The sequence below is a fragment of the Stutzerimonas chloritidismutans AW-1 genome, from assembly GCF_000495915.1.
Lineage (GTDB): Bacteria > Pseudomonadota > Gammaproteobacteria > Pseudomonadales > Pseudomonadaceae > Stutzerimonas > Stutzerimonas chloritidismutans.
The window spans coordinates 19,507-36,510 of record NZ_AOFQ01000007.1 but is presented as its reverse complement, the minus strand read 5'-3'; the positions used below and the strand labels follow the sequence as shown (position 1 = coordinate 36,510).

General features: G+C 63.2%; 16 protein-coding genes. 8 read left to right on the top strand and 8 right to left on the bottom strand.

The window, feature by feature from the left end; translation table 11 throughout:
* The 4 genes from F753_RS28305 to F753_RS28290 are packed head-to-tail and all read left to right on the top strand — an operon-like array spanning position 1 to position 4,602.
* Positions 1-912, top strand: coding sequence for a putative 2-dehydropantoate 2-reductase (locus tag F753_RS28305; RefSeq protein ID WP_023444097.1), 912 nt, complete (start codon positions 1-3; stop codon positions 910-912).
* Between the two features lie 46 nt (positions 913-958).
* Positions 959-2,974, top strand: a complete 2,016-nt coding sequence (locus F753_RS28300; RefSeq protein WP_023444096.1) for a sensor histidine kinase — start codon at positions 959-961, stop codon at positions 2,972-2,974.
* 16 nt (positions 2,975-2,990) lie between these two features.
* Positions 2,991-3,581, top strand: coding sequence for a cob(I)yrinic acid a,c-diamide adenosyltransferase (locus F753_RS28295; RefSeq protein ID WP_023444095.1), 591 nt, complete (start codon positions 2,991-2,993; stop codon positions 3,579-3,581).
* Complete coding sequence (locus tag F753_RS28290; RefSeq protein ID WP_023444094.1) at positions 3,574-4,602, top strand: ion transporter; 1,029 nt, start codon at positions 3,574-3,576, stop codon at positions 4,600-4,602. Before F753_RS28295 ends, F753_RS28290 begins: the two co-directional genes overlap by 8 nt.
* Before the next feature lie 63 nt (positions 4,603-4,665).
* Here the strand turns inward: F753_RS28290 and F753_RS28285 are convergent, their stop codons facing one another.
* From F753_RS28285 to secA, 8 genes are all read right to left on the bottom strand, one after another.
* Positions 4,666-5,442: an alpha/beta hydrolase family protein gene (locus F753_RS28285; RefSeq protein WP_023444093.1), complete on the bottom strand. Its 777-nt coding sequence runs from the start codon at positions 5,440-5,442 to the stop codon at positions 4,666-4,668.
* The gene (locus F753_RS28280) at positions 5,429-6,556 is read right to left on the bottom strand and encodes a DUF3182 family protein (RefSeq protein ID WP_023444092.1); all 1,128 of its coding nucleotides are present in this window, start codon (positions 6,554-6,556) and stop codon (positions 5,429-5,431) included. Before F753_RS28280 ends, F753_RS28285 begins: the two co-directional genes overlap by 14 nt.
* Before the next feature lie 153 nt (positions 6,557-6,709).
* Entirely contained in the window at positions 6,710-8,272 is a 1,563-nt protein-coding gene (gene ahpF, locus F753_RS28275; RefSeq protein ID WP_023444091.1) for an alkyl hydroperoxide reductase subunit F, read from the bottom strand.
* A 119-nt stretch (positions 8,273-8,391) separates the two neighbouring features.
* A complete protein-coding gene (gene ahpC / locus F753_RS28270; RefSeq protein ID WP_003284760.1) occupies positions 8,392-8,955 on the bottom strand; it encodes an alkyl hydroperoxide reductase subunit C in 564 nt (187 codons plus the stop codon).
* A gap of 174 nt (positions 8,956-9,129) precedes the next feature.
* Complete coding sequence (locus F753_RS28265) at positions 9,130-10,068, bottom strand: Nudix family hydrolase (RefSeq protein ID WP_023444090.1); 939 nt, start codon at positions 10,066-10,068, stop codon at positions 9,130-9,132.
* Positions 10,065-10,697 carry a glutathione S-transferase family protein gene (locus tag F753_RS28260; RefSeq protein WP_023444089.1) on the bottom strand — a complete coding sequence of 211 codons (633 nt, stop codon included), beginning with the start codon at positions 10,695-10,697 and terminating at the stop codon, positions 10,065-10,067. The genes F753_RS28265 and F753_RS28260 overlap by 4 nt, the downstream gene beginning before the upstream one ends.
* Before the next feature lie 123 nt (positions 10,698-10,820).
* Positions 10,821-12,038, bottom strand: a complete 1,218-nt coding sequence (gene argJ / locus F753_RS28255) for a bifunctional glutamate N-acetyltransferase/amino-acid acetyltransferase ArgJ (RefSeq protein WP_023444088.1) — start codon at positions 12,036-12,038, stop codon at positions 10,821-10,823.
* A 114-nt stretch (positions 12,039-12,152) separates the two neighbouring features.
* Complete coding sequence (secA, locus tag F753_RS28250) at positions 12,153-14,891, bottom strand: preprotein translocase subunit SecA (RefSeq protein ID WP_023444087.1); 2,739 nt, start codon at positions 14,889-14,891, stop codon at positions 12,153-12,155.
* Positions 14,892-15,173: 282 nt separating this feature from the next.
* Here secA and F753_RS28245 point away from each other — a divergent pair, with 282 nt between their 5' ends.
* The 4 genes from F753_RS28245 (at position 15,174) to F753_RS28230 (ending at position 16,954) form a co-directional block, all read left to right on the top strand.
* Positions 15,174-15,629 carry a DciA family protein gene (locus F753_RS28245; RefSeq protein ID WP_023444086.1) on the top strand — a complete coding sequence of 152 codons (456 nt, stop codon included), beginning with the start codon at positions 15,174-15,176 and terminating at the stop codon, positions 15,627-15,629.
* A gap of 122 nt (positions 15,630-15,751) precedes the next feature.
* Positions 15,752-16,216: a hypothetical protein gene (locus F753_RS28240; RefSeq protein ID WP_023444085.1), complete on the top strand. Its 465-nt coding sequence runs from the start codon at positions 15,752-15,754 to the stop codon at positions 16,214-16,216.
* Between the two features lie 96 nt (positions 16,217-16,312).
* Positions 16,313-16,567 (top strand): YebG family protein, encoded by a 255-nt coding sequence (locus tag F753_RS28235; protein ID WP_003299828.1) that lies wholly within the window; start codon positions 16,313-16,315, stop codon positions 16,565-16,567.
* 117 nt (positions 16,568-16,684) lie between these two features.
* A complete protein-coding gene (locus F753_RS28230; protein ID WP_023444084.1) occupies positions 16,685-16,954 on the top strand; it encodes a DUF3509 domain-containing protein in 270 nt (89 codons plus the stop codon).
* Positions 16,955-17,004 lie beyond the last annotated feature (50 nt).

Genomic DNA, 17,004 nt, shown 5'->3' with positions numbered 1-17,004 from the left:
GTGAGCTGGCACGTCCTCGGCGCAGGCGCACTCGGCAGCCTCTGGGCGGCCCGCCTGGCTGGAGCGGACGCAACAGTACGGATAATCCTGCGCTCTGCCCAGCGCCTCGCCGATTACCAGCGCGCCGGAGGACTCACGCTGACTGCCGAAGATCTATCTCGGCTCTACGCCATCCCGGCAGAACTGCCTGATGCGAGCGAACCAATCCAGCGCCTGCTGGTTGCATGCAAGGCCTACGACGCCGAAGCCGCGGTCGCTCAGGTGGCGTCCCGCCTCTCCTCTGGCTGCGAAATACTCCTGTTGCAGAACGGCCTCGGCAGCCAGCAGGCCATCGCCGAACGCTGGCCGCAGGCGCGTTGCATCTTCGTGTCGAGTACCGAAGGGGCCTATCGACAAGACGATTTCCATGTCGTGTTCGCCGGCCGTGGGCAGAACTGGCTGGGCGATTCGAACGGCGGCAGTGCACCGGCCTGGCTGGACGAACTGAACAGAGCGGGCATCCCGCAAACCTGGTCCAGCGACATCCTGGCGCGGCTCTGGCGCAAGCTGGCACTGAACTGCGCGATCAATCCGCTGACGGTGCTCCACGATTGCCGTAATGGCGAGCTGCTGCAGCATCGCGAGCAGCTCTCCGGGCTTTGCCAAGAACTCGTCGATCTGCTCGAAGCCAGCGGTCAGCCAGCCGCGGCCAGCGATCTGCAAGGCGAGGTACTGCGGGTGATCGACGCCACCGCGGCCAACTATTCATCGATGTATCAGGACGTTCGACTCGGCCGGCGCACCGAGATCGCCTACCTGCTCGGCCATGCCTGCCGCAGCGCCGACTCGCTGGGGCTCGCGCTACCCCGGCTGCACGAGCTGCACCGCCACCTGCGTGAACACCTGAGCCAGCGCGGATTGCCCACGGACTGAGCCGCGGCTACCCTGCAGAAACTCTCTGCTATGCCGTGTCCCGCCAATGATCCTGCGTCAGCGCCTCGAAAACCTTCCGGTCGGTCGCAAACTGCTGCTGGCCCTGCTCGTCCTGCTTGCCGCCGTTCTGCTGGTTTCCAACCTGACGTTCATCAGCGCGGCCTACTGGATTTCACGGCAGAGCGTCGCGCCGCAGGCCATGCACACCCTCGGCGAGCTATTCGCTACCGAAGAACTGAGCGCGCGGGCGCTGTCTTCGCCGGAAGCCGCCAGTAGATTGCTCAAGCGCCTCGAAGGCTACGCACCGCTGCGCGCGGCGATGATCTACGACCGTGACGGCAACAGCCTCGCGCAACTCCAGCAAGGCGACCGATTGCGTCTGCCGGAACAGCTCAGCGATGTCGAACGTTGGCGCGCCAGCGAGATTCGCGCCAACCTGCTGGTCAGGCTGCCGCAAGCCGATGGCAGTGCCGGGCATCTGCTGATGGTCGCCAGCAGCGAGCTGCCCGGCGCCTTCTACACCGGCACGCTGACCGCCAGCCTGGCCATTCTCGTTGCCAGCCTGCTGCTGTGGATCCTGGTTGCGCGGCAGATCCGCCAGCTCATTACCCGCCCGATTCGCGATCTGGAGGCGCTGTCACGCCAGGTCACCCGCGAGGAGGACTATTCCCTGCGCGCCAAGCCCGGCAACCAGGACGAGATCGGCCGGTTGGCCGATGCCTTCAACACCATGCTGTCGCGCATGGAGGCCCGCGAGCAGCAGCTCAAGCGCGCCCGTGACGATGCCCAGGAGGCATTCGATCATGCCCAGGGCCTGGCCGAGGAAACCCGCCACTCCAACCGCAAGCTGGAGCTGGAAGTGCAGGTGCGCAGCAAGATCGAGCAGAAGCTGACCGGCTTCCAGAAATACCTCAACAGCATCATCGACTCGATGCCCTCCGCGCTGATCGCCCTCGATGAACAGCTCTACGTTACTCAATGGAACCAGGAAGCCAGCGCCCTCTCCGGCACGCCGCTGGATGACGCCCTCAACCAGCCGGTGTTCGTCGCCTTCGAGCCGCTCAAGCCGTTTCTCGCGCAGATCCGCCGTACTTCGGAACAGCACGTGGTGGCGAAGATCGAGCGGGTGACCTGGATGCGCAACGACGAGCCGCACCACTATGCGCTGACCTGCTACCCACTGACCGGCGCAGGTGGCCGCGGTGTGGTGATCCGCATCGACGACATCACCCAGCGCATCAACATGGAAGAAATGATGGTGCAGTCGGAGAAAATGCTCTCGGTGGGCAGCCTCGCGGCCGGCATGGCCCACGAGATCAACAATCCTCTCGGCGCCATCCTGCACAACGCGCAGAACATCCGCCGCCGGCTCTCGCCCGAGCTCGAGCGCAATCGCGAGGCCGCGGAGGAAACCGGCGTGCGCCTGGAAGCGGTCAACCAGTACCTACAGCGCCGCGAAGTGCCGCAGCTGCTCGATGGTATCCAGCAGGCCGGCTCGCGCGCGGCGAAGATCGTCAGCCACATGCTCAGCTTCAGCCGCATGAGCAACCGTCAGCTGGCGGACTGCCAGTTGCCCGTTCTGATCGATCAGGCACTGGAGATCGCCGGAAACGACTTCGCCCTGATGGAAGGCTTCGACTTCAAGGCCATCGATATCGTTCGTGACTTCGACCCGCGGATCGACCGCGTACCGTGCATCGGCAACGAGCTGGAGCAGGTCTTGCTCAACCTGCTGAAGAACGCTGCACAGGCCATCCATACCCATCAGAGCGACGAGCCGGGACAGATCATCCTGCGCACGCGCCTGAATCCGCCGTGGGCGGAAATTCAGGTCGAGGACAACGGCGGCGGCATCCCGGAGAATGTGCGCAAGCGCATCTTCGAGCCGTTCTTCACCACCAAGGAAGTCGGCCAGGGAACCGGGCTGGGTCTTTCCGTCTCGTATTTCATCATCACCAACAACCATCAGGGGCAGATGGAGGTGCAGTGCCAAGCTGGCCACGGCACCACGTTCACCCTGCGGTTGCCGCTGAGCTCGCCCGGCGAGCAGATGGCGACCTGAACCAAGGAACCGATACATGGGCAATCGACTGTCGAAAATCTACACCCGCACCGGCGATAGCGGCGAAACCGGCCTCGGCGACGGCCGTCGGGTTGCCAAGGACCATCCTCGCGTGGAGGCCATGGGCGAGGTCGACACCCTCAACAGTCAGCTCGGCCTGTTGCTGGCCGAACTGGCCGATGCGCAGGTGCAGTGGCCAACGCTCGACGAGCTGATCAGCGTTTTCGCGCCTTGCCAGCACCGTTTGTTCGACCTCGGCGGCGAGCTGGCGATGCCCGACTACCAGGCGCTGCAGGACAACGAAATCGAGCGGCTGGAACAGGCCATCGATCGCTGGAACCAGGAGCTCGGGCCGCTGAAGGAATTCATCCTGCCAGGCGGTTCCCGGCTGATCGCCCTCGCCCACCTGTGCCGCAGCATGACGCGCACTGCCGAGCGTCGTTGTCAGCAGCTCAATGCCAGCGAAACGGTACGCCCGGTGCTGCTGGCCTATCTGAACCGGCTCTCCGATGCGCTGTTCGTCGCCGCCCGCCTGATCGCTCGGCGCCAGGGTTGCGGTGAAATACTCTGGCAGCCAGCCGCTGCTTCACCTGCCGCGGATGACTGAGCCGGTCGTGGCGCGACAGGCCCGCCGTCGCGACCAGCTGCACGCCGCCTGGGAAGCCTTCATCGTTCTGTTGGTGTGCATCAACCTGTCGCTGATTCTGTTCGACAGCCTGTTCGCCCTGCAGCCTGTCAGCGCAGTGCTGGCGGACCTCGCGCCAGAGCTGCACGCGCGTTACCAGCAGAGTGTCCACGCCAACTTCCAGTACATCGACCTGGGCTTCGTCGCGATCTTCGTCCTCGACGTGCTGCTCGGCTGGACCGTGGCACTGTTCGAGCGCCGCTATGCACGCTGGTACTACTACCCGTTCGCGCACTGGTATGACGTGCTCGGCTGCATTCCCCTGGCCGGGCTGCGCTGGTTGCGCGTACTGCGTGTCGGCGCGCTGCTGATCCGCCTGCAGCGCCTAGGGCTGATCGACATGCGCGGCTGGGCCATCTACGGCCTTTTCAGCCGTTATTACTACCTGCTGATCGAGGAGCTTTCCGACCGGGTGATGGTGCGCCTGTTCGGCCGCCTGCAGCAGGAGATCGGCGCCAGCGACGACCTTTCGCGCCGGCTGCTGCAGGAAGTGGTGCGGCCGCGCAAACAGCGCTTGCTCAACGACATCTCGCGGCGCCTGCAGGACATGCTGGAGACTGGCTACCGCGACAATCGCGGCGCCATCGAAGGTTATGTCAGCCAACTGATTCACCAGGCGCTGCAGAACAATCCCGAGATGCACAATCTGCGGCGCCTGCCACTGGGCAACCGCCTGGCCAGCACGCTCGACGATGCACTCGGCGACATCGCCGCGCGGCTGCTGCAGGGCGCCGTGGAAGGCATGCGTGGCCCGCAGTTCCAGGCACTGGCCGGCAATCTCGCCGACGAGTTCTTCGATGCCTGGGTCTACCAGGACGAAAATACCGACCTGGCGCTGGAAGAACTGCTGGTCGACGTCATCGAAGTGCTCAAGCAGCAGGTGCTCGACCGCCGCTGGAGTCGTTTCGTCGGCCCCACGCCCCCACCGACACATCCCGAGTGAGCGGACTGACGCAGTGCTCTCCGCTGCGTGCCCCAAGGGCCGTTGGAGGCGAGTGCTGACCTGCTACTCGTCGACCGCCTTGAAGCCCTCAGGAGATTTTTCGTCGAGACGCGCGCCGATGATCATCTCGGTCGCCCAGTTCACCAGAATCGAGGTGTAGGCCTCCTGGCAGCGCTCGTTGCTCAGCGCATGGTCGGCACCGTCGATGATGCGATGGGTGAGGGAGTGGGTGCCGTGGAAGGCGGCACGATAGCTCATGATGGTTTCGTGCGGGACGAAGGTATCGTGCTCGGATTCGACGATCAGCACGTCGCCGCGAAACGCCGCGCAGGCGGCCAACGCGCGGTTCTCGTCCGGTAGCACGCGCCGGCTGCGCAGCTGGTTGAGGACGTCGCGATCGAGCTGCCGCTTGGGCACCTGCCACTCCTCGTCGCGGTACAGCGCCGGCACGCGCAGGGCCAGCCACTTCACCGGACGCAGCTCGGTGAGAATCGCCGCGAGGTAGCCGCCATAGCTGGTGCCGACCACTGCAATCGCGGAGGGGTCGATATGCGGGTGCTGGGCCAGCAGATCGTAAGCGGCGAGCAGATCATTGAGGTTCTGCTCCCGCGTCACGGTTTCCTGTTGCGCGCGGGTCTGCGCATGGCCGCGCAGATCGAACGACAGGCAGACACAACCAAGCCCGGCGATACCACGCGCGCGGTTCAGGTCGCGCTGCTGGCTGCCACCCCAACCGTGTACGAACAGCACGCCTGGCATCTTCTCCGGCGGTGAGAGGAAGGTCCCGGCGATATGCTCATCACCCACCAGGATGTTCACCATTTCGCTATGCGTCGCCATAGTCCTCCACCGTTACACACTTGGTGATGAAACCCACATCGGCGTCCTCGTCCCGATACAGAACTTGCGCACCGGCCGGCACGCTCTGCTCGCGCCCATAGAACTCCAGCGAAGACGCCTTCACCGCGCGCGCCGAAGTGCCTTGCCTGAAGACTTCCAGGGCAGCCACTTCAGCGCTGCTGGCACCGCCGATACGCCAGGATTGCTCGAGCACGCCGGAACGTGACCGGCCCCGGCCATCGACGCCCTGGGCGATGTCGTAGTTGCGTCGCGAGGCGAAGAAATGCCGATAACAGGCCGAGGCTGCCTCGTCGTAGACCTGCGCCTGGCGCACGGCCAGACGAGTCGTCTCCGGCAGATCAAGGGCCATCAGCGCCTCGAAGTCGCCATCGACAACCACCAGATCCGAGCCGCCATACACCTCGTTGCCCGCGTTGTCCCGAGTCAGGCGCTGCGTACCGTAGTAACTGGCCAGACGGCCCCCGACACGTACCTGGCCGACACTGAAGGTGATGACGCGATCCAGATGCGCCTCCAGAACCAGGCCGTACTGGGCCAGCTCCTTTTCATCGAGCGCAAACAAGGCCTTATCGAGGGTATCGGCATCATCGACGCGCAGCTGCCCGCGGCCACCAGTGGCGCGTACCGGCTTGATCCGCACCGGCCCTTCGTGCAAAAGGCGCCGCCCGGCGTCACGCGCATCCTCAATGCTGAAGGCGCTGTAGCCGGCCAGCACGCTGCCCTTGACCTGGGTACTGAAGTCCCGCGACCAGCCGACCGGCGCCACGGCGTCCGGACGCACCAGCGGGTGTGTGATCGCTTTGGTTTCGACGAAGGCCTGCGGCACGACACCACCAAACAGGTCACCCTCCTCGTTCAGCCCCAGCTCCTGGGCTTCGCGGAGGCCGACGACGGTGCCCGACGGTATCAGGTAGGGATGGGCGTCATAGCGACGCGTTGGATCGTACTCACCGCCGTAACTCGTCCCCAGCAAGGTCGCCAGGCGTTCGGCCAAGGCCGCGTGGACGACCTTCTCGTGCTGCGGCTCGCGTGGTCGGTTGGCATAGGTCAGCACGACCCGGCGTGAGCTCTGCAGCGTTTGCGCATTCATCATCGTTGTGGACAGCTCCATGGACTGCTCGGCATGTACGTCCTGAGACCCGGCGCGCCGGCAGGCGTTCGCTTCTGCCTGAGCGTCCCGCCGAGCGCCAGAAACGAAAAAGGGGAGCAACCTCGCGGCTGCTCCCCTTCTTTATTGCGCTTCGATTCAGGCCGGCGCGGACGACCGGATCAGGTGATCGAAGGCGCTCAGCGAGGCCTTGGCGCCTTCGCCGACGGCGATCACGATCTGCTTGTACGGCACCGTGGTCACGTCACCGGCAGCGAACACGCCGGGGATGCTGGTCTGGCCCTTGGCGTCGACGATGATCTCGCCGAAACGCGACAGCTCCAGGGTGCCCTTGAGCCATTCGCTGTTGGGCAGCAGGCCGATCTGCACGAAGATGCCTTCCAGCTCGACGCTGTGCATTTCTTCGCTGCTGCGGTCCTTGTAGACCAGGCCGGTGACCTTCTGGCCGTCGCCTTTGACCTCGGTGGTCTGCGCCATCTTCAGCACGCGGACGTTGGGCAGGCTGTTGAGCTTGCGCTGCAGCACGGCGTCGGCACGCAGTTCCTCACCGAACTCGAGCAGGGTCACGTGGGCGACGATGCCGGCCAGGTCGATGGCCGCTTCCACGCCCGAGTTGCCGCCGCCGATCACCGCCACGCGCTTGCCCTTGAACAGCGGGCCGTCGCAGTGCGGGCAGTAGGCGACGCCACGACCGCGGTATTCCTGCTCGCCCGGCACCTTCATTTCGCGCCAGCGCGCGCCGGTGGCGAGGATCAGGGTCTTGGCCTTGAGCTCGCCGCCGTTCTCGAACTGCACGCGGTGCAGGCCGTCGTCGCCGGCCGGGATCAGCTGGCTGGCGCGCTGCAGGTTCATGATGTCGACCTCGTACTCGCGCACGTGCTCTTCCAGCGCGCGGGCCAGTTTCGGGCCTTCGGTTTCCTTCACCGAGATGAAGTTCTCGATGGCCATGGTGTCGAGCACCTGACCGCCGAAGCGCTCGGCGGCGACACCGGTGCGGATGCCCTTGCGCGCCGCGTAGATCGCCGCTGCGGCGCCGGCCGGGCCACCGCCGACCACAAGCACGTCGAAGGCGTCCTTGGCCTTGAGCTTTTCGGCGTCACGGGCGCTGGAGCCGGTATCGAGCTTGGCGAGAATCTCTTCCTCACTCATGCGACCTTGGGTGAACAGCTCGCCGTTGAGGTAGATGCTCGGCACCGACATGATCTGACGAGCTTCGACTTCGTCCTGGAACAGTGCGCCGTCGATGGCGACGTGCTTGATGTTGGGGTTCAGCACGGCCATCAGGTTCAGCGCCTGGACCACGTCCGGGCAGTTCTGGCAGGACAGCGAGAAGTAGGTTTCGAAGCTGTAGTCGCCATCCAGCGCCTTGATCTGCTCGATCACTTCCGGTGCCGTCTTCGACGGATGACCGCCGACCTGCAGCAGGGCCAGCACCAGCGAGGTGAATTCGTGGCCCATGGGGATGCCGGCAAAACGCAGGCTGATGTTGCCGCCGATGCGGTTGAGCGAGAACGACGGCTTGCGTGCATCGTCACCGTCGGTCTTGAGGGTGATCTTGTCGCTGAGCTCGGCGATGTCTTGCAGCAGGCTCAGCATTTCCCGGGATTTCTCGCCGTCATCGAGGGACGCGACGATCTCGAAGGGCTGGGTGACCTTCTCCAGGTAGGCTTTCAACTGGGTCTTGAGATTGGTGTCCAACATGAGCAGCGGTACCCCGTACGGAATTCAGGAAATAAAACGCCCGGACGGTTCGCGTCCAGGCGTTGGGTTGGAGAGGCCGGTTACAGCCTCTCCAGCACGCAGGGCAGATAGGCGAAGCCTTAGATCTTGCCGACCAGGTCCAGCGAAGGAGCCAGGGTCTTCTCGCCTTCTTTCCACTTGGCCGGGCAGACTTCGCCCGGGTGAGCGGCGGTGTACTGAGCGGCTTTCAGCTTGCGCAGAGTTTCCGACACGTCACGGGCGATCTCGTTGGAATGAATCTCGACGGTCTTGATCACGCCTTCCGGGTTGATCAGGAAGGTGCCACGCAGAGCCAGACCTTCTTCTTCGATGTGCACACCGAAAGCGCGGGTCAGCTGGTGAGTCGGGTCACCGATCAGCGGGAACTGCGCCTTGCCAACGGCAGGGGAAGTTTCATGCCAGACCTTGTGCGAGAAATGGGTGTCGGTGGTGACGATGTAAACCTCGGTACCGGCCTTCTGGAATTCGGCGTAGCTGTTGGCTGCGTCTTCGATTTCAGTCGGGCAGTTGAAGGTGAAGGCAGCCGGCATGAAGATCAGCACGGACCACTTGCCCTTCAGGGATTCTTCGGTGACTTCGATGAACTTGCCGTTGTGGAAGGCATTGACTTTGAAGGGTTGAACTTGAGTGTTGATCAGCGACATCTGCTAACTCCTTTGGGGGGTTCAGAAAACTTAACGGGGCCTACGATAGCGTAGCCGACAGCATACCGATAATTGATTAAGGGAATTGCGCCGATTGCTTTTAACTATCAATGACATATTTCGGTGTCAGTTTGCGGGCTGCACCGGCAGTGACCGGCAAATACCGCCTGCGGTTCAATTCGGCCAGAACGCTCGGATTGCCGCGATGCCCTGGGCGCCTGCCGCACGAGCTCTGGGAATATCCACCGCGGCCAGGCCGCCCAGCAGGTAAACCGGCCGGTCAAAGCCTAACAGCAAATCAGCAACAGACGCCCAACCCAGTGGCGACGCTTCCGGATGACTCACAGTGACCTGCACCGGCGACAACGTGATGAAATCTACTCCCAATGCGGCGGCCAGTTCCAGCTCCTTGGCATCATGGCAGGAGGCGGCCAGCCATTGTTCGGCCGGTATCGGCCGCTCTGCCCCCCCCTGCCGCAGCTGTGCGGCCGTCAGGTGCCAACCCGCTTGGGGATAGTCGCCAGCCCACTGCAGCGGGCCTTTAAGCATCAGCTGGGCGCGACCCTCGCACAAGCCAAGTGCCCTTTCCGCCAGCGCACGATAATCGACGACGGATAGCGACGGTGCACGCAGCTGAATCAGCCGGATGCCCTCATCCAGCGCCCGCACGAGTCCATCGAGCAACCGCTGCGGAGCGACACCATCGGGGGTGATCAGATAGCGCTGCGGCAGGCGCGCAGCCGCCACGATCGGCTGATTGGCGGCAGGAAAGCTGTAGTTCGTCAGCTGGTCGGCCGTCACCCACATCAGCGGCTGGCCTTCCGCCCCGTGGGGTTCACCGGTAAACGCCTGCACCTCCCAGACATCGAGCAGCACTTGCTTGTCCGGATAATCGTGGCGCACCTGGATCAGCGGCTGCGCCGCGGTAACGACGATGCCCAACTCCTCCAGCAACTCGCGCGCCAGCGCCGCCTCGACGCGCTCACCAGCCTCGACCTTGCCGCCGGGAAACTCCCACAACCCACCCTGATGCTTGTCGAGCGGGCGCTTGGCGATCAGTACGCGCCCGTCGGCACCACGAATGACGGCTGCGGCGACATGGATTCGTTTCACTTTCGCACTTCCTGCAGGGCACTCCGATGCCAGCGCTGAAAAGCCGGCCACTGATGGATCGTCTCGACGTAGCTTGCTGCGGCAGCTGGCAAGGCCACCTGATAACTGCGCAGGCGCGAAGCCACCGGCGCATAGAAGGCGTCGGCAATGCTTGGCTGGCCAAACAGATAATCACCACTCCGGCCAAAGCGCTCGCGGCAACCGCTCCAGATGGCGCAGATTCGCTCGATGTCTGCCTGCACTGCATCGGGAAGCTCGGGCAAGGCCTGGCCGCGCGCCATATCCATCGGCAGATGGCTGCGCAGTGCCTGAAAGCCGCTGTGCATCTCCGCGCAGATACTTCGCGCCAATGCGCGCGCATAGCGCTCACGCGGCCACAGGTTTGCATCAGGGAACTGCTCTGCCAGGTATTCGGCGATTGCCAGCGAATCCCACACCGGGCCGTCCTCGGTCAGAAGCACCGGCACCTTGCCGGTGGGCGAGTAAGCCAGCAGCCGGGCTCGGCTGTCCGGCCGATAGAGTGAGACCGGAACCTGTTCGCACGCAGCGCCGGACAGTTCCACTGCCAGCGCGGCGCGAAGCGACCAGGATGAATAGTTCTTGTCGCCGACTACCAGTTGCAGAGCCATGACCGATGCACCTCGAGTTGCCTTCGGAAGAGTCAGCGGACGTTAAAGCGCGGCAAGCGCAAATGGCAATTCCCGTTGCACATGGGGCCATGCACAACGGGAATAGCTAAGGGCAGGATTCGATCAGGTTCGGTATTCGGCGTTGATCTTCACGTACTCGTGGGACAGGTCGGTGGTCCAGATGGTCTCGCTGCAATCTCCACGTCCGAGTTCGATACGGATGGTGATTTCCTCGCGGGCCATTACCGCCGCGCCCTGCTCTTCCGTGTAGCTGGGCGAGCGCCCGCCCTGGCTGGCGATGCAGACCTCGCCGAGGAACACGTCGATCTTGCTCACGTCCAGATCTGGCACGCCGGCGTAGCCGACCGCAGCGAGAATGCGGCCCCAGTTCGGGTCCGAGGCGAACAGCGCGGTCTTGATCAGCGGCGAATGCGCGACGGCATAGGCGACGTCCAGGCACTCCTGATGATTGCCACCGCCGTTGACCTGCACCGTGACGAACTTGGTCGCGCCTTCGCCATCGCGAACGATGGCCTGAGCCACTTCCATGAAGACTTCCAGCACCGCCTGCCTGAGCCTGGCGAACAGCTCGCCGGAGGCGGAGGTGATCTCCGGCAGCGCCGCCTGGCCGGTGGCGATCAGCATGCAGCAATCGTTGGTAGAGGTATCACCATCGATGGTGATGCGGTTGAACGACTTGTTCGCCGCATCGCGTACCAGATCCTGCAGCACGCTGCCAGCCACCTTGGCGTCGGTGGCGATGTAACCGAGCATGGTCGCCATGTTCGGCCGGATCATGCCGGCGCCCTTGCTGATACCGGTGACGGTGACCGTCACACCATCATGCTGGAACTGTCGACTGGCGCCCTTGGGCAGCGTATCGGTGGTCATGATGCCGGTCGCGGCATCGGCCCAGTGATCAGGCGACAGATCATCGAGTGCAGCCTGCAATGCCGATTCGATCTTCTGTACCGGCAGCGGCTCGCCGATCACGCCAGTCGAGAAGGGCAGCACGGCCGTCTCGTCGACTCCGGTGATGGCCGCAAGGGCCGCACAGGTGTGGCGGGCGTCGGCAAGACCTTGCGGGCCGGTTCCGGCATTGGCGTTACCGGTATTGGTCAGCAGATAACGCACCGGCCCGTGCATGCGTTCGCGGGTGACGAGCACGGGGGCAGCGCAAAAGGCATTGGTGGTGGTCACGCCGGCGACACGGGAGCCCTCGGCACAGCGCATGATCACTACGTCCTTACGCCCTGGTCGCTTGATGCCGGCCGAAGCGATGCCGAGTTCGAAACCGGGTACCGGGTGCAGAGTAGGTAAAGGACCAAGACCGACAGCCATGGATGCGCTCCTTCAGAACAATGGATGGCCAACAGGCCGAGAAAGGGGTTGCGACAAAAACGCCGCGAGCGGCAGAAGCCGGTCGCGGCGCGGAATCGTCAGGCGAGGTCGGACTTACTGAACCTGCCCGTGGCAATGCTTGTACTTCTTGCCCGATCCGCACGGGCAGGGCTCGTTGCGACCGATCTTCGGTTCGGTCCGCACTGGCGCCGCGGCGACGTCAGCCTGACCTTCGACCTCGGGCTCCTCCTCCGGCTGATCCAGCGCGGACACCTCGGCATGCTGGAACTGCATGCGCTTGGCCAGCTCTTCGGCTTCGCGGCGCAGACGGGCTTCTTCTTCGGCCGGATCTTCTCGACGAACCTGCACATGGGACAGCACGCGGATGCTGTCGCGCTTGATCGATTCGAGCAGGTCCTGGAACAACGTGAAGGACTCGCGCTTGTATTCCTGCTTCGGGTTCTTCTGCGCGTAGCCTCGCAGGTGGATGCCGTGACGCAGGTGGTCCATGGTTGAGAGGTGGTCTTTCCACAGATCATCCAGCACACGCAGCACGATCTGCTTCTCGAAGGAGCGCAGTGCCTCGACGCCAGCCAGCTCTTCCTTCTCGTTGTAGGCGGCCAGCAGCGCTTCGAGAATGCGCTCGCGCAGCGTTTCCTCGTAGAGTTTTTCGTCCTCGTCGAGCCACTGCTGGACCGGCAGACGCGTACCGAAATCGCTGTAGAGCACCGCCTCCAGGCCCGGGATATCCCACTGTTCCGGCAGCGACTGCGGCGGAATGTGCGCGCTGATCGCGGCGTCCAGCGCTTCCTGGCGGAATTCGGCGATGGTCTGGCCGATTTCATCGGCTGCGAGCAGGCTGTTGCGCATGTGGTAGATCACCTTGCGCTGCTCGTTGGCCACGTCGTCGTACTCGAGCAGCTGCTTGCGCATGTCGAAGTTGCGGCCTTCGACCTTGCGCTGCGCCTTTTCAATGGCGTTGGTGACCATGCGGTGCTCGATGGCCTCGCCGGACTCCATGCCCAGCGCCTTCATGAAGTTCTTCACCCGATCGGAGGCGAAGATGCGCATCAGGCTGTCTTCCAGCGACAGATAGAAACGGCTCGAACCCGGGTCGCCCTGACGACCGGCACGACCGCGCAACTGGTTGTCGATACGACGGGATTCATGACGCTCGGATGCAATCACGTGCAGGCCGCCCGCCTCGAGGACCTGCTGGTGACGCTTCTGCCAATCCGCCTTGATCTGCGCGACCTGTTCTTCGGTCGGGTTGTCCAGCGCCGCGACTTCCACTTCCCAGTTGCCGCCCAGCAGGATGTCGGTACCACGGCCGGCCATGTTGGTGGCGATGGTCACGGCACCGGGGCGCCCGGCCTGGGCGATGATCTCGGCTTCCTTGTCGTGGTGCTTGGCGTTAAGCACCTTGTGCTCGAAACCTTCGGCCTCCAGCAGGCGCGACACGTATTCGGAGGACTCGATGGTGGCTGTACCGACCAGCACCGGACGGCCCTGCTCCCGGCACTCCTTGATGTCGGAGATGATCGCGGCGAACTTCTCTTCCTGGGTCAGATAAACCAGGTCGTTGAAGTCCTTGCGCGCCAGCGGCCTATTGGTCGGGATGACCACCACCGGCAGGTTGTAGATCTGCTGGAATTCAAACGCTTCGGTGTCGGCGGTACCGGTCATGCCGGCCAGCTTCTTGTACAGGCGGAAGTAGTTCTGGAAGGTGGTCGAAGCCAGGGTCTGGCTCTCGGGCTGGATCTGCAGCCCTTCCTTCGCTTCGATGGCCTGATGCAGACCTTCGGAAAGACGGCGGCCCGGCATGGTGCGGCCGGTGTGCTCGTCGATCAGCAGTACCTGGTTGTTCTGCACGATGTATTCGACGTTGCGATGGAACAGCTTGTGGGCGCGCAGGCCAGAATACACATGTGTCAGCAAACCGAGGTTATGCGCCGAATAGAGGCTTTCGCCCTCGGCCAGCAGACCGGCCTGGGTCAGCAGCTCCTCGATATACTGGTGACCCTGTTCGTTCAGCTCGACCTGACGGGTTTTCTCATCGATGGAGAAATGCCCTTCCTGAGTAACGACTCCCTCCTCTTCCTCGATGTGCTGGGTAAGGCGTGGAATGAGCAGGTTGATCTGCTGGTAAAGCTTGGAGCTGTCTTCGGCCTGGCCGGAAATGATCAGCGGTGTGCGCGCTTCATCGATCAGAATGGAGTCGACTTCGTCGATCACGGCGAAGTTGAGTTCGCGCTGGTTCTTTTCCTGCAGGCTGAACGCCATGTTGTCACGCAGGTAGTCGAAGCCGAACTCGTTGTTGGTGCCATACGTAATGTCGGCTGCGTAGGCAGCGCGCTTTTCTTCCGGCGGCTGGAACGGGGTGACGATGCCGACCGAGAGGCCGAGGAATTCGTACAGCGGGCGCATCCAGTTGGCATCGCGTCGCGCCAGGTAGTCGTTGACCGTGACTACGTGCACACCTTTGCCGGCCAGCGCATTGAGGTAAACGGCCAGGGTAGCCACCAGGGTCTTGCCTTCACCGGTACGCATCTCGGCGATGCGCCCTTCGTGCAGGGTCATGCCACCGATCAACTGCACATCGAAGTGGCGCATGCCCATGACGCGTTTGCCCGCTTCGCGGCAGACGGCGAATGCTTCGGGGAGGATCTGATCGAGGGTTTCGCCTTTCTCGAGACGGGCCTTGAACTCTTCGGTCTTGCTGCGCAGTTGCTCGTCGGAGAGCGACAGCATCTGCTCTTCGAGGGCATTGACGGACTGCACCGCCTTGAGCATGCGTTTGACCTCACGCTCATTCTTGCTTCCAAAGAGTTTCTTCAATAAAGGCGCAAACATATCGACAAAGACTTCCATGCTGGGGATGGAGGCACGTCCGCGAGGTCACGGCTGCGTGCAAAGGGGCCATTCTACTCGGAAACGGCAGTGAGGAAAGGTGCCTGACTGCGCAGCACCATGACGCAACGGACGCGCTACCGGGTACCTGTATATTCGCAGCTGGCAGGCGATAAACCCTCTAGGCTGGGCATTTGCGCAGCACGCCAACGCCGGAGGCGGCAGGATATTCCCCGAACCGGCTTCTGCTACCATTCACGCTTCTACCAAGCATCTCGGACCATCATGGCCTTTCGCCCGTCGCCGGCTCGTGCTCCTGCCTCATTGTTGCGCGAAGCGAAGCCGCTCAGAGCTTTGTTCGGCGAAGCGCTTCGGCTCGATCGTCTGCAACAGCTGCTGGAGAGCCAGTTGCAGCCCGCAGCACGCGAACACTGCCGCGTGGCATCCTGGCGCGAAGGTTGTCTGCTGCTTATCGTCACCGACGGCCACTGGGCGACACGGCTGCGCTATCAGCAGCGGCGTCTGCAACGTCAACTGGAAGTGCTCGAAGAGTTCGCGGGCCTGACGCGTATCCAGTTCAAGGTACAGCCACCGCCCCCGCCCAGGCACACGCCGGCGCGTACGCAACCGCTTTCGAGCAACGCCGCCGACAGCATTCAGGCGGCAGCTGATGGCATCCGCGACCCTAAGCTTCGCGCTGCACTGGAACGTCTGGCCAGCCGCAGCAAAGTGGACGACTGACATCCTGCGACAAATGCTTGCCACTTCGTTGTTGCCCGGGGTCCGCCGCCACGGGTTAGCATGCCCCCATCGCAACGGAGGACGTTCATGCTGCCCAACCACCTGATCGTCGGTACTCGACCATGCTGATTGGCGCTCTGCTCATCCTGACCTGGCTGGTGCTGCTGATCCGCTATCCATTCAGGGCCGTACCCATTTCACTGGGTGCCGTGCTCGGCCTTGCCTTGGTCGCTGGCTGGGTACTCTGGCAGGAGCATCGCGAAGAGCAGTTGCTCGCTCGTATCGAAATTCAGTTGACTCACGACCCTCGTCACTGCGCCGGCGGGCAGCCGCTGCATGTGCGCCTGCGCAATCACACCGACAAGAAGTTGCAGAGCCTGCAGTGGGAAGTCGCCGCCTATGCGCCGGGCTCGCGCACCAACCTGGCGCGACGCGCCTACGATGCACCGGATTACCAGGGGGCAGGTGGTCTGCAGCCCGGCGCAAGCTGGGAATCCTGCCTGCCGCTACCGCTGCTGCGCGCCGGTTACCGCGCCGCCACACTGGAGTTTCGGGCCGAGCGCGTGCAAGGCCGATTCGAGAACTGACGAAACTCCGCTTCCTGCGCAGGCTTTCAATCTTCGCCGCAGCCGCTTATGCTGTACAAATAAACAGTATCAATCTGCCAATGACCGAGGTGGTAAATGGCCGTCGAAGTGGTGTACCGCAGCAGCCGGGACCTGGAGCGTTTGTTCATGGATAAAGCCGAAGCCGATCGTCACGACAAGATGCTTGAGCTGGCAGAGGCGCTAGCTGCGGTGCTGCAGCAAGCTTCGCCGTCGCTGAGCGAACAGCAAGCCGAAGACATCGGCATCTACATGGCCAGGCACCGCGAGTTGTTTGCCAAGGCATTCAAGAGCAGCCCCGATGTTCTGACGGAGCTGACTGCGCAGGCATGAAATGAGATGGCAGGTATGCCCGCGACATTTTTGCGGCGGTCATGCCGTTGCGCCCGGGAAACTTGTCATCGCCTTGCCTGGTCCATTGCTGGCAACCCCTCACATAGGTATCCAGGCATGACGAGTCCATTTCAGAAGATCAGTGATGTGTTTCGTCCGCGCTACAACGTCAACTTCAGCATCGAGAAGCCCGATGGCAGCATTCTGCTGACATTGACGGGCTCGGAAGGCGTTGCAGTGAAGCGCTACATCAGTGCCTACCAATGGCGCGATCAACAGCAATTGCAGCGACTCATCACCAGCCTGCAAGTCAGTCTGGCCATCGAGCGCGGCGAGCAGTTGCCACAACGGATGTCCCACGGAGGCTTGCAACCCGCACCAGTGTAATGTCATCAACCTGACTGCCTGCAGGTTGCGCCGCTCCGCCCCGAAACTTA

What these genes read in the sequence shown, in the direction of transcription:
- F753_RS28300 (WP_023444096.1), top strand. Translation starts at nt 959, where the DNA reads ATGATCCTGCGTCAGCGCCTCGAAAACCTTCCGGTCGGTCGCAAACTG.
- F753_RS28295 (WP_023444095.1), top strand. Translation starts at nt 2,991, where the DNA reads ATGGGCAATCGACTGTCGAAAATCTACACCCGCACCGGCGATAGCGGC.
- F753_RS28290 (WP_023444094.1), top strand. Translation starts at nt 3,574, where the DNA reads ATGACTGAGCCGGTCGTGGCGCGACAGGCCCGCCGTCGCGACCAGCTG.
- F753_RS28285 (WP_023444093.1), bottom strand. Translation starts at nt 5,442, where the DNA reads ATGGCGACGCATAGCGAAATGGTGAACATCCTGGTGGGTGATGAGCAT.
- F753_RS28280 (WP_023444092.1), bottom strand. Translation starts at nt 6,556, where the DNA reads ATGATGAATGCGCAAACGCTGCAGAGCTCACGCCGGGTCGTGCTGACC.
- ahpF (WP_023444091.1), bottom strand. Translation starts at nt 8,272, where the DNA reads ATGTTGGACACCAATCTCAAGACCCAGTTGAAAGCCTACCTGGAGAAG.
- ahpC (WP_003284760.1), bottom strand. Translation starts at nt 8,955, where the DNA reads ATGTCGCTGATCAACACTCAAGTTCAACCCTTCAAAGTCAATGCCTTC.
- F753_RS28260 (WP_023444089.1), bottom strand. Translation starts at nt 10,697, where the DNA reads ATGGCTCTGCAACTGGTAGTCGGCGACAAGAACTATTCATCCTGGTCG.
- argJ (WP_023444088.1), bottom strand. Translation starts at nt 12,038, where the DNA reads ATGGCTGTCGGTCTTGGTCCTTTACCTACTCTGCACCCGGTACCCGGT.
- secA (WP_023444087.1), bottom strand. Translation starts at nt 14,891, where the DNA reads ATGTTTGCGCCTTTATTGAAGAAACTCTTTGGAAGCAAGAATGAGCGT.
- F753_RS28245 (WP_023444086.1), top strand. Translation starts at nt 15,174, where the DNA reads ATGGCCTTTCGCCCGTCGCCGGCTCGTGCTCCTGCCTCATTGTTGCGC.
- F753_RS28240 (WP_023444085.1), top strand. Translation starts at nt 15,752, where the DNA reads ATGCTGATTGGCGCTCTGCTCATCCTGACCTGGCTGGTGCTGCTGATC.
- F753_RS28235 (WP_003299828.1), top strand. Translation starts at nt 16,313, where the DNA reads ATGGCCGTCGAAGTGGTGTACCGCAGCAGCCGGGACCTGGAGCGTTTG.
- F753_RS28230 (WP_023444084.1), top strand. Translation starts at nt 16,685, where the DNA reads ATGACGAGTCCATTTCAGAAGATCAGTGATGTGTTTCGTCCGCGCTAC.